This is a genomic window from Alishewanella jeotgali KCTC 22429 (assembly GCF_000245735.1).
Taxonomy (GTDB): domain Bacteria; phylum Pseudomonadota; class Gammaproteobacteria; order Enterobacterales; family Alteromonadaceae; genus Alishewanella; species Alishewanella jeotgali.
Window position 1 is genome coordinate 96,147 of record NZ_AHTH01000049.1, and the last position, 12,788, is coordinate 108,934.

8 protein-coding genes are annotated in these 12,788 nt (G+C 52.7%); 5 read left to right on the forward strand and 3 right to left on the reverse strand.

Going from position 1 to position 12,788, the window contains the following annotated elements:
- The 3 genes from arsJ (at nt 1) to chrA (ending at nt 5,096) form a co-directional block, all read left to right on the forward strand.
- Entirely contained in the window at nt 1-1,224 is a 1,224-nt protein-coding gene (gene arsJ, locus AJE_RS15595; RefSeq protein ID WP_039928904.1) for an organoarsenical effux MFS transporter ArsJ, read from the forward strand.
- Nucleotides 1,225-1,304: 80 nt separating this feature from the next.
- Complete coding sequence (locus tag AJE_RS15600; protein WP_008951655.1) at nt 1,305-3,227, forward strand: alpha/beta hydrolase family protein; 1,923 nt, start codon at nt 1,305-1,307, stop codon at nt 3,225-3,227.
- Between the two features lie 675 nt (nt 3,228-3,902).
- Nucleotides 3,903-5,096 carry a chromate efflux transporter gene (chrA, locus tag AJE_RS15605; protein ID WP_237709381.1) on the forward strand — a complete coding sequence of 398 codons (1,194 nt, stop codon included), beginning with the start codon at nt 3,903-3,905 and terminating at the stop codon, nt 5,094-5,096.
- A 10-nt stretch (nt 5,097-5,106) separates the two neighbouring features.
- On the opposite strand, the gene AJE_RS15610 is transcribed toward chrA, so the two are convergent.
- Entirely contained in the window at nt 5,107-6,972 is a 1,866-nt protein-coding gene (locus AJE_RS15610) for a M1 family metallopeptidase (protein ID WP_008951657.1), read from the reverse strand.
- Between the two features lie 80 nt (nt 6,973-7,052).
- On the opposite strand from AJE_RS15610, the gene AJE_RS15615 reads away from it, so the two are divergent.
- Entirely contained in the window at nt 7,053-7,778 is a 726-nt protein-coding gene (locus tag AJE_RS15615; RefSeq protein ID WP_008951658.1) for an SIMPL domain-containing protein, read from the forward strand.
- 150 nt (nt 7,779-7,928) lie between these two features.
- Nucleotides 7,929-8,801, forward strand: coding sequence for a DMT family transporter (locus tag AJE_RS15620; RefSeq protein WP_008951659.1), 873 nt, complete (start codon nt 7,929-7,931; stop codon nt 8,799-8,801).
- 10 nt (nt 8,802-8,811) lie between these two features.
- On the opposite strand, the gene AJE_RS15625 is transcribed toward AJE_RS15620, so the two are convergent.
- Both AJE_RS15625 and AJE_RS15630 read right to left on the reverse strand, forming a co-directional pair.
- On the reverse strand, nt 8,812-9,369 hold the full coding sequence (locus AJE_RS15625) for a TetR/AcrR family transcriptional regulator (RefSeq protein ID WP_008951660.1): 558 nt from the start codon (nt 9,367-9,369) through the stop codon (nt 8,812-8,814).
- 130 nt (nt 9,370-9,499) lie between these two features.
- Nucleotides 9,500-12,748 (reverse strand): S41 family peptidase, encoded by a 3,249-nt coding sequence (locus AJE_RS15630; RefSeq protein ID WP_008951661.1) that lies wholly within the window; start codon nt 12,746-12,748, stop codon nt 9,500-9,502.
- Nucleotides 12,749-12,788 lie beyond the last annotated feature (40 nt).

Here is a 12,788-nt window from a genome sequence, read left to right on the forward strand (position 1 = left end):
ATGATGACTATGCGCAGCGATATCAAACAATATCTGGTCGTTACCGGTAATTACTGGGCCTTCACGCTGACCGACGGTGCGCTGCGCATGCTGATTGTGCTGCATTTTTATCAGCTGGGTTACTCGCCACTGGCCATTGCCTCGTTATTCTTGTTTTACGAGTTTTTCGGGATTGTAACTAACCTCACCGGCGGCTGGCTCGGTGCCCGGCTCGGCTTAAACAAGACGATGAATATCGGTTTGTTTCTGCAAATTATTGCGCTCAGTATGTTGTTAGTTCCTGCCGATATGCTAACGGTACTGTGGGTAATGGTGGTGCAAGCGATTTCAGGTATTGCCAAAGATCTGAATAAAATGAGCGCGAAAAGCGCCATCAAGTTATTGCTACCGGATGAGGCCCAAGGGGCGCTGTATAAGTGGGTGGCGGTACTAACCGGCTCCAAGAATGCGCTAAAGGGCGTCGGGTTTTTCCTCGGTGGTCTATTGCTGGCGTTGCTGGGATTTCAGGGCGCAATGGCAGCGATGGCGGCTGCGCTCTTGCTGGTGTGGATCCTCAGTTTGTTGCTGCTGAAAAAGGATCTGGGGAGAAAAAGTTTCAAACCCAAATTTACCGAGTTGCTGTCAAAAAGTGCCAGTTTAAACTGGCTATCGGCGGCGCGGTTTTGTTTGTTTGCCTCGCGCGATGTCTGGTTTGTCATAGCACTGCCCATTTATCTTGCCAGCAGCGCCGGTTGGTCACAAAGTGCGGTCGGGGCCTTTTTAGCCTGCTGGGTGATTGGTTATGGCATAGTGCAAGCTCTTACGCCAGCACTTACCCGCAGCAGTAAAAAGGCGCCACCGGCAGCCGGTACAGCGCTGCATTGGGCGTTGGTGCTGGCTGCCTTACCCTGGCTGATCGGCCTGGCGATGCTATTTAGTGGCGAGCCGTTGTGGGCGCTGCTGCTCGGTTTGCTGCTCTACGGTGCGGTATTTGCCATTAACTCCAGTTTGCACAGCTATTTAATTGTGGCCAGTGCCAATCGTGACGGTGTCTCGCTGGATGTCGGCTTTTATTATATGGCAAACGCGGCCGGGCGCTTAGTCGGCACTTTATTATCCGGCTGGGCGTTTCAGGCCTATGGTTTAGTGGCGTGTTTGTGGATCTCAGGGTTACTGTTGCTCGGGGCTGTGGCTTGTACCTGGGCATTGCGGCGCTGTCAGATATCGGCACAGGTAACGGGTTGAGCAGATTAATTTTTCTTTTGTTGTTTTTTTACACTAGACTGAAGCGGACTGGAACAAAAAAACAGCAAGAGGAGAGTGATATGCGTTGGTCTGCTTCAATTTTAGCGTTATCTTGCGCCGCTTTATTAGCGGCCTGCTCGCCACCGGCAGAGCAAAAAACGGCTACTCCGCCACCACAGGCAGCGGTAAGTCAGACAGTGCCGCAGTATTCGGCTGAAACCTTTTTTAACACCACCACCCTCTATGGCTCTTCACTAAGTCATGACGGCACTGCGGTACTGGTAACCAGCGATGCCAGTGGTATTTTTAATGTCTACCGTTATCCGGTAGATGGCAGCGCCCCAACGCAGTTAACCCAATCGACCAGCGATGCATATAACGGTATCAGTTGGTTTCCTAAGGATGATCGCTTTTTATATACCGCCGATCAGGGTGGCAATGAGTTAAACCACGTTTATGTGCAACTGCCCGATGGCAGCAGTAAAGACTTAACGCCGGGCGACAAGCTAAAGGCGCAGATGGTGGGCTGGCATCAGGACGATGTGCATTTCTTTATTATGACCAACGAGCGGGATAACCGCTTTTTCGATTTGTATCAATACAGCAGTGTGGACTACAGCCGTAGCATGTTGTTTGAAAACAATACCGGTTTTAATTTAGAAGCGGTCAGTCCGAATGGCCGCTATCTGGCGCTTAGCCGCACTAACTCTAACTCTGATTCCGATCTGTTTTTGGTCGATTTACAGGCCGATAAAGCAGAACCTAAGTTGATTACGCCTACCGATGGCAATATCCAACATGGGGCTTATACCTTTACCGTTGATAATAAGGCCCTGATTTACAGTACCAATGGTCATGGCGAATTTAATCAAGCCTGGCGTTATGATCTGGCGACGGCTGAACACAGTGCCTATATCGCCGCCGATTGGGATGTTTCTTTCCTGTATTTCTCGAAATCAGGCCGTTATCAGGTGGTGGGGGTGAATGCCGATGCCCGTACTGAGTTAACCATTACCGATCTGAGCAGCGGGCAAAAACTGCAAATGCCGGCTTATCCAGCCGGCGATTTACGGGGTGTCAGTTTCTCGGCCGATGAAAACACCATGGTGTTTTATGTGAACTCAGATACCTCACCGTCAAACTTGTTCGTCTGGCGTCTGGGCACCGATAGCGTGGCCCAGCTAACCCAAACCCTGGCTGCGGGTATGGATGCCGCGCATCTGGTGCAAAGCTCGATCGAGCGCTTTAAAAGTTTCGATGGCCTGGAAATTCCCGGTTTACTGTATAAACCTAAGCAGGCCAGTAGCAGCAACAAAGTCCCCGGCATTATCTGGATCCACGGTGGTCCGGGCGGCCAAACCCGCCAGGGCTACAGTGCGATGATGCAGCATCTGGTCAATCATGGTTATGCGGTGTTTGGTGTCAATAACCGGGGTTCGTCCGGTTACGGTAAAACTTTCTATCATCTTGATGATAAACGGCATGGTGAAGATGACTTACAAGACATCGTCTATGGCAAAAAGTACCTGCAAAGCCTGGATTGGATTGATGGCGACAAGATAGTGGTCATGGGTGGTAGCTATGGTGGCTATCTGACGATGGCGGCACTGGCCTTTACCGATGAGTTTGATGCTGGCATTAATATCTTCGGTGTTACCAATTGGGTTCGAACGCTGGAGAGCATTCCGCCATGGTGGGAGAGTTTCCGTCAGTCGCTGTACGATGAGTTGGGCGATCCGGCCGTTGATGGTGAACGTTTGCGTCGTATTTCGCCGCTGTTTCATGCCGGTAATATTAAAGCCCCAGTATTGGTCGTGCAGGGCGCTAACGACCCGCGGGTGTTACAGGTTGAGAGCGATGAGATGGTGGCGGCGATCCGTGCTAATAATGTGCCGGTGGAGTATGTGTTGTTCCCGGACGAAGGTCATGGGTTTGCGGTAAAAGCTAACCGGATTAAAGCGCAGGAGGCGTATTTAAGTTTCCTGCAAACGCATCTGAAATAACGGATTCGTGTTATTTCATTAAAGCGCCGTAGCTAAGTACTGCGGCGTTTTTGTTGGTGACGGATTGTTGCAGTAATATTACCGTCATACAGCATGGGTAAGTTAGCTTTCGGTTTGATATGCTGAATCGTCTGGATAGGTTCATCCGGCGGCTAAACGCGCCGTACAACTTTGCTGGGGCACGCCGTGAACCCATCCCTGGGGGCTCCTCTTTCGCATCCATGCGAAAGACGTCCCCAGCCAAAGTGTACTATGCATTTACCGCCTCGTTCGAAAACTGCTAACGCAGCGGCAATGATCATCCGAAGCTGGTGAATGACATTCATGCCCTCTGATAATACTTTTGGCGGCACGATAGTGAACGAGGTGGTAAGCATTCCGTGCACTTTGTAAGGGAATGTATTTTTCAGGGATGAAAAATGACACAAATTTGCCGGGAGCAAATTTGAACAGCTTTAGCTGGCCCGTAGGGCAAACTTCAGGATGAAGTTTGTAACCGTACAGGGATGTATTAACAGCGTGTCCCGTCAAAGTTGTACGGTGTGCTTGCCGCCGGATGCAACGGGTTTGAATCTGCGTAACTATGTGTAACGGTAGCGTTTAAAATAGAGTGGCTAAGGGCTTAAATGACATCTGCGAGCGAGCAGAATTTAGCAAGGAATAATGATTAAAAACATGACTGAGACATCGACAAATAACTTCTGGAGCATCTTCCGGATTTTCCTGGTACTGGGCCTGACCTCCTTCGGCGGGCCGGTAGCGCATCTTGGTTATTTTCGTACCGAGTTTGTTGAAAAACGTAAATGGCTGACTGAACGCGACTATGCTGAACTGGTGGCGTTGTGCCAGTTCTTACCCGGCCCGGCCAGTAGTCAGGTTGGTTTAGCGCTTGGGTTATTACGTGGCCGTTATCGCGGTGCGTTGGCGGCCTGGCTTGGTTTTACGTTGCCATCTGCCGCGGTGTTGATTGCGTTTAGCCTCAGTTTGGCGATGTTACAAAGCCCGCTGTTGCAGGGGGCCTTGCAGGGTTTAAAGCTGGTGGCAGTAGCGGTGGTCGCTCATGCGGTTTGGGGGATGGCAAAAAGTTTATGTAATACGGTGTCAAAAGTCAGCATTATGGCGCTAAGTGCGGTGTTGTTGCTGTTATTTCCGGTTATCTGGTTACAACCTGTAGTGATCCTGCTTGGCGCGCTGCTCGGTTATTTTTTGTTAAAGCAGGAAGCAGCCGCTGCAGCCTCTGCCTTACCTCTTACCGTGTCGAATACGGCAGCCAAGGCTTACGGTCTGTTATTTCTGGTCTTGTTATTCGGTTTACCGCTAGTGGCGCAGCTCTATCCCGGTGCTGTTGTCACCATGTTCGATATTTTCTACCGTGCCGGTGCGCTGGTGTTTGGCGGGGGGCATGTGGTGTTGCCATTGTTACAGGCCGAAGTGGTGCCAACGGATCTCGTCAGCGCTGATAACTTTATTGCCGGTTATGCGGCAGCGCAGGCGGTACCCGGCCCCTTGTTTACCTTTGCCGCTTTTTTAGGTGCCGCCAGTAATGGTGAACTAAGCGGTGTGTGGGGTGGGGTAGTGGCGCTGCTGGCCATCTTTTTGCCGTCTTTTCTGGTATTGGCTGCGGTACTGCCGTACTGGCAGAAACTGCGCGCTTCTAATAACGTCAGTCGCTTAATGGCTGGCGTGGGGGCCAGTGTCACCGGCATTTTGCTGTCAGCGCTATATCAGCCAATCTGGCAAAGTAGTGTGTTCGGAGCCACTGATTTTGCGCTGGCACTGCTGGGTTTTATTGCGCTGCAATTCTGGCGCCTGCCAGCCTGGTTACTGGTGCTGGCTGGCGCCCTGATTGGCATGGTAAGGGTGCTGTAGAGCCCTTTTGTTATTGCTTTAGAATCTCATCGACACTGCCCTGCGCCAGTGGGTGATAACCTGGCCGCGCCTGTTGATAGACCTTACGGGCAAAGGCCAGACCATCCGGCGTTTTCGCCAGCTCGCGGTACAGTGGCAGGATCAGTTTGCGCCGCCCGATGCTAATCAGATAGCGCTCTAATGCCGGTAGCACTTCGCGGTAGCCGGTTTTTAGGGCTAACAGATACCAGGCGTGGGCAATTTCGCTATTGGTCGATTGCGTCAGGTTAAAGCCATTATCCAGCTGCTGTAACTGGCCGGGGCTAATGCTCAGCGGCAGGTTATTGATAAAATACAGCCACTCGTGCACTGTCCAGTCTGCCGTTGGTAGCTCATCCAGGGTGCGTAAACCTGATAACCAGGCATTGCTATGTTGTTGTACCCTGACAAAGGCATCTGATTGCGGGTTGGGGGCTGTCGCCGGTAAACCCCGGCCATGGATCCATTCCTGCACTTCGGCGGCACTGACTTTGCCGGGATGCTTATCCAGCAAATTCGCTGTTAAGTAAGCCTCAAAGGCGGCCGTAGTGATACTTTGAAAGGCATGGTCATCGAAGTATTTTCTAACGAAAGGATCAAAGACCTCACGGCCAAAGCGGCTTTCCAAAAACATCAGAAACAGTTGTCCCTTGGTATAGGGCACGCCACTAAAAGCATCATCCGGATCGCGGCCTTTCAGATCGAGGTAGAGCCGGCTATCGTCCGGATCCATACTGGACAATTCTTGCTTTAGATCCTGCACCGACAGGGCTTGCTCCATAATGGCGCGGTCTGTGCCAAACACCTGCTCCATAATGCGGTTCTCGACATAGGAGGTAAAGCCCTCGTTTAACCACAAGTCCTGCCAGGTCGCATTGGTGACCAGATTGCCGGACCAGGAATGCGCCAGCTCGTGGGCAATCAGATTGACCAGGCTGCCATCGCCAGCGACTACGGTCGGCGTAATAAAAGACAGCACCGGGTTTTCCATGCCACCAAACGGAAAGCTGGGCGGTAAGATCAGTAAATCATAACGGCCCCAGCGATAGTCACCGTATAGCTGTTCAGTTACATCGATCATCTGTTGCGTGCTGGCAAACTCTTTGGCGGCGGCCTCCAGAATATAAGCTTCGGCATAAACGCCGGTTTGCGCACTCATGGCTTTAAATTCCAGATCACCGACGGCGATGGCCAGCAAATAAGGCGGGATCGCCTGCGGCATAGTAAAGCGGTAATCGCCACTACGCGCTGCGCCGGGTGCGGTTGGCGCACTCATTACCGCCAGCAGGTCTTTATCGGTTTGAATGCGGGCACTATAAGTCAGGCGCACCGCGGGCGTATCCTGGATGGGGATCCAGCTTCTGGCATGAATCGCCTGATTCTGGCTAAACATAAAGGGTTGAGTTTTCGCTGCAGTTTGTTCTTTGCTCAGCCATTGCAAGCCTGAGGCCTGCGGTTGCGATTGATAGTGAATTCGTAGCGTATCGGCCTGAAAACCCGGCTCTATCGTCAGCTTACTACCCAGCACCGGCTCAGCTGCGGCCAGACTAAAGGGCACTTTACGCCACTGACCATCAGCGCGGCGGGCATACACCTGTTTAATGATTAAGTCCCGGGTATCGAGATAAACGGTATTGGCGCTCTGGTTTTGCCAGGTTAACGTCAAATCGGCAAAACCGGTCAGGGTTTTTTGTTCAAAATCGACCGCCAAATCCAGATAGAGATGGCTGACTTTCACATCCTTTAAATTGGCGTAGGTATAGGCATCATCAGCGGCTTGGATTAATGAGCTACCTAACAGCAACGCGCCCAGTGCAGAAGCACGTGCAGAAGATAGTGCAGAAAAACGCAGTAACATAGCAAACCTTATTCTTATTCAGCTAAAGTACAGTCAACAAGGTATGTAATAGTCGCACTTATGTAAAGGGAAGAACCATCATGCTGAGATTAACCACCGCTTTTAGTCTGTTAGTTGCTGCTGCCAGTGTCACCGCCAGTCCGTTACCTGATTTTCCGTTTATCAATGTTACCGGTCAGGCGACGTTGGAAGTGGCCCCCGACAAAGCTCAGATCCGCTTTGTCTTACGCCAGACGGGGGCAACTGCTGAACAGGCTACCCGGGCTGTGTATCAGCAAGGCGAAAGTTTGCTGAAGTTTTTGCAAACACAAGGCTTAACTGAGAAAGCACTGGATGCGGCACAAATCAATAAAGAAGCGCTGTATAAAGACTATCAGGACAGAACCATTACCGGTTATGAAGCCAGCCAGCCGATCACCCTGACGCTGACCAATCTGGAGCAGTATGTGACGGTGATGGATTATTTGTTTACCCAGCCACAGATTTTTTCTATTCACAGCAGCTTTGATCACAGCAAACGCGAGGAATTTGAACTGACGCTAAGTGAAAAAGCCGGCGCGGATGCCCGTGCCCGTGCCAACCGCTTAGCCGCGGCGCAAGGCGTAAAGCTTAGCACCGTGTTTGCCATAACCGAGAACGCCGGTTTCGGTAATCTGGCCGGTGATTTTGGCTTTGGCGGTGGCCAGGTAAGTTATGGCCGGCTGGAGAAAATGAGTGCTGACAGCGGCATGGCCGGGGCCTTATTAGCGCCGAAGCAGATTACGTTGCAAAAAAGCGTGAATGTCATTTATAAGCTCAATCCTTAAGTCATATCGCAGATCGCGACTCCGGTACGACAAGCATACCGGAGTCGAACGGTGTAACGCGTCGATAAGCGCTGATGCAGTTGCCTTAGCAAATTGGTATAATCTGCGCCCTCACTATCCTGCTGCTGTGCTTGCTAAAGGTCCTGCTTCATGTCGCAACCCCTGATTGACCGTCCGCTGCGCGGTATTATCGCTATGCTGCTGGCGGTGGCGTTTTTTTCGGCGATGGATGCCGGTATGAAAGCCTTGACTGCTTACCATAGCCCGATGCAAATCACCGCACTGCGTGGCGCCTTAGCCTGGCCGCTGGTAGTAATTTGGTTATGCAGCAGTGGTGCCATTAAGCAGATTTTGCAAACCCGCTGGTCGCTGCATCTGCTGCGCGCAGCGCTCGGAATTACTATGCTTTGGGCCTTTGTGTTTAGCTTGCAAACGCTGGCACTGGCCGACGCTTATGCCATTTTCTTTGCCGCGCCCTTTATTATTACCCTGCTGTCGGCCTGGTGGCTGAAAGAGTATGTGGCACCGCGGCAGTATCTGGTGTTGGTGATTGGCCTGGCGGCGGTGTGTTATATGTTAAAACCGGATGCCGGGCAGTGGCTAAGTTTAGGGGCTTTAGCGGCACTGTTGGCGGCCTGTTGCTACGCCGTGTCGGCAATTTCGGTGCGGGTTTTGGCGCGCTCAGACAGTGCTGCCAATATGGTGTTCTGGCTGATGACCTTTTTAACCCTGGGCGCCACGGCGCTGGCATTGCCGAACTGGCAGCCGTTACAAGCGCAGCTATGGCCGGTCTATCTGCTGATTGGTGTCTGTGGCTTTCTGGGGCAAATTACGATTACCGAAGCCTTTCGCATTGCGCCGGCGGCAATAGTCGCGCCCTTTGAGTATACAGCCCTGCTGTGGGGCATTGGCTTTGATATTGCGTTATGGCAACTGTATCCGGGGCGCAGTGTTTTGCTTGGTGCCACTGTGATTATGCTCTGTGGTTTATATCTGCTGTGGCAGCAAAGGCGCGGTCATTAGCTTACCAACATCAGCGCCACAAGCCCAGCTTATCGCCGGCACTCAGTTTTCGTTGCAGCAGCTGCAGCGTTTGCTGTTGCCCGTCTGAACGGTCATTTAACCAATGCACAAAAACCCCGACAAAAAGCGCGCTGAGTGCCAGTTCCTGACCAATTCGCGCCAGGCCACTGGCACTAAGTGCTGCTGCTTCGCGCAGCCACTGCACCGTCGCGCTGATCCTAAGCAGCGCCGCTGCCTGCAGATGAACATGACCCGGTTCCAGCTTATACAGCAACATTTGCCCGGTTTGCTGTTGATAAGGGGCCAGAGCATTAAGCCAGCTGCTAATGGCCAAATATAAGCGCTCGCTTGCTGACCGCCCCTGATAGCAGTGGCTTAGCATTTGTTGATCGGCACGATCAAACCAGGCGTCGGCCAGCTGATCTTTGGTGCTGATCTGCTGATAGAGCGCACTGAGCGGACAGTTGAGGGCTGAGGCGATATCGCATAGCCGCAATTGCTCCCAACTGCTGGCCGTAGCCAGCTGTAAGGCGGTGTCGAGAATTTGTGCTTTAGTGGGGGCTTCCATTGGTCGCTTTGGCTCCGGCTTAAATACTGGGTTAAGTATAGTGGTGCCGGGCGAAAAAACGCCGGCAACAGCGTGAAATCTGTGCCGGCGTTTGATTAGAGCGTGCTGCGTTTGTATGCAGCACTAATGCTTATAATCCCAACTTGGTTGGCATGGCTGGTGCCTGCCGGTGGTCCTGCGGTGGGTTGGCTTTTAGCTGTTGCAGCGTGTGTTCAATTGCACGCTCCAGCTGCACATCGATGCCACGGTTGACGGCGATCGGATCGAGCTCTACCTCAATATCCGGCGCCACCCCTTCGTTTTCTACCCGCCATTCACCATCCGGCGTATAGAAGCGGAAATAAGGCACTACGTGGAAGCCACCATCGATCATCGCTGGATTCGCCGAAATACCAATCAGACCACCCCAGGTGCGGGTACCAATGGTTTTGCCCAGGCCCAACCGTTTAAAGGCCCAGGGCAGGAAGTCGCCGCCTGAGCCGGCATCCTGGTCAATTAGCATGGTTTTCGGGCCATAGATACCGGCACCTGGTGTGGTAAAGCCGGCGCCGGCCCGATCTTTCCAGCCGGCCAGGAAAGGCCGGGCCAGAATTTCGGTGATATAGTTCGCCGCCTGACCGCCACCATTTTTCCGCTCATCAATAATCAGCGCCGGCTTTTCGGTTTGCGCAAAGAACATCCGGTTAAAGAAGTAGAAACCGCCATCGGCCGTATTTGGCAGGTAAACATAGGCAACCTGGCCCTGAGTCTTTTCTTCAACCCGTTTACGATTGTTTTCTACCCAATGCCAGAGTCTTAGCTGACTTTCATCGGTCACGGGCTCTACAGTAATATCGCGTTTGTTACGGCCACGCACATCGTCGGCCAGTGTCAGGCGAACTTGCTTGCCGGCCGTATTATCTAACAACTGATAGATATTTTGCGCAGCAGTGAGCTCGACACCGTTAATGGCCAGCAGGTAATCACCGGCCTTGGCACTGGCGCCAGGCGTCGCCAGCGGCGCGCGCAGGAAGGGGCTCCAGCGATCGCCCTGATATACAGTTTGGATTCGGTAGCGATTATTATCAATTGCAAAATCGGCACCCAGTAAGCCAACACCCGTCGCAGCGGCCTGGTATACATCGCCGCCACCAATCCGGTTATGGCCAACCTGTAGCTCGGCAATCATCTCGACCAGCACGTCGTTCAGATCTTCCCGGCGCTGCACATGCGCCAGCATCGGCTGATACTTATCGTAAATACCTTGCCAGTTAATACCATGCAACGCCGGATCGTAGAAGTAATCGCGCTGCATCCGCCAGGCATCATCAAAGATTTGCTGCCATTCCACAGCCGGATCGATAAAGCTACGCACCTGACTCAGATCCAGGGCTTTAGGTTCAGGCTTGGCGACCGCATCAGCCAGTTGCAGCCGGTTCGGTAAACTGACCAGTAACAATTTTTTGCCATCACTGCTCAGCTCGTAGTCATTCAGCCCTTGCTGAACTAACGCTGCTTTACGCTCTGTAAAATCAAAGCGATACAAGCTGGCGCTATTGCGGTTATCGCTGCCTGGTGGCTCGTTACTGGCACCGCTTTGTGGCAGCTCCAGATAGAACAGGGCACCATCACTGGCGACGCTAAGCCGGCTGTAGTTGCGCTCGGCAACCGGTAAGCCGACAATCCGATCCTGAATGCCGATCAGGTCCAGCTGCACCGGCTTGACAGTCGCCGCCTTATCATCGGCCTCGGTTTTTGCTGCCGTCGCTTTCGGGCTCTCTTCATCACTTCGCGGTAACAACGGCGACTTGCCGTTAGCGGCAAGCACTGCAGCATAAAGCGCTGAGCGCACCGGCCGCTCCCGCGTCGACAGATCCAGCCCCACCTGAGCCGGGCCGGTATTTACCGAGGCCGCGAAGTACAGATAATCCTGACTAAATACCGGGCTGGTGGCATGGCTCAAGCCATCGGTTAACTGTTGACTGCGTTGCAGCGTAAAGTCATAGATCTTGATTTGGCTAAAGTAATTTTCGCCCACGGTGGTATAAGCCAGATAGCGGCTATCCGGTGAAAAACTGACGCTAAAATTCTGCCGGCGTAATGACGTATCCAGCTTGGCTTCGCGTTTGCGCTTTAAATCATAAGCATACAAATTCAGGTTGCTGTCCTGATAGACCAGCACATTGGCATCCGGTGACCAGCTCAGCAGGTTGTAGTAACCGCTGCTCCCAAGAGCAATAGTGGTTGCCTGGCTGCTGCCATCCTGATTACTGATCAGCAGCTGATGCTGATTACCCTGATCCGAAATATAGGCCACTTTGCTGCCGTCCGGGCTCCAGTGGGCATCAAATTCCCGCACGCCGGCACTTTGCGTCAGATTGCGCGTCGAACCCTCTTTGGCCGGTACGGTAAAGATATCACCGCGGGCACTAACCAGAATTCGCTGGCCGGTGGCAGATAAACGGGCCGAGGTCAGCGTTTTGCTGGCATCTTTCCACTGCGGCCGCCGTTGTTCCGATTGCGTATTAAGTTGCACCACCAATTGCTGACTCTGACCGCTGGTCAGATCCAGCTGGTATAAATAGCCCCCAGCCTCATATACCACCTGATTATCAAAACCGGCTGCCGAGCGGATATCCCAATCCCGCAGTGTGGTTAACTGCTCTACCTGCTGGTTGCGATAGCGGAACAGATTAACCGCCTGATTATCGCGATCGGATAAAAAATACACCTCATTATTTAACCAAAACGGATTGAGGTTATTGGCGTTGGGTTGTGGCACTTTTTCCAGCTGAGCTTGTTCCAGATCGAGGATCCAGATCGGTGGCGTGCTGCCACCACGATGCAGCCGCCAGCCGCTGCTGCCGCTATACGCCATATTGTTTGGACGGTACGCCAATTTTTTGCCATCGGCCGACAGCTGGCCTTCGAAGGCGACAGCCTGCATCAGTTTTTCTTCATAGCCGCCGGTTACGGCGACCTGATACAGCTGATTGCTGCGGCTATTAGCCACTTCGCGGTTCGAGGCGAACAAGACCTTGCGACCATCCGGGCTCCAGCCATTGACGGTATCGGCACCGGGATGCCAGGTTAGACGCTGTGCCGGACCACCGCTTACCGGCATCAGATAGACATCAGTATTGTTATCGTAACTGGCTGAAAATGCGATCCACTTGCCGTCAGGTGAGAACTTTGGCGCAAACTCTGCCGCCGGGTGATTGGTCAGTTGCCGTGGTGACGAGCCATCACGGTTCGCCAGCCACAGGTCGCCACCGTAAACAAATACCAGATGATTGGCTGAAATATCGGGTTGGCGTAATAGCCGGCTGCCTTCACTGGCCATAGCGGTACCGCACAGGGCAAGCGTGCAGCACAGCGCCAGATAGGATCGAGCGTGCATAAGCAGTTCCTTGGAGTAGTTGTTGTAGTAATTAACTTAT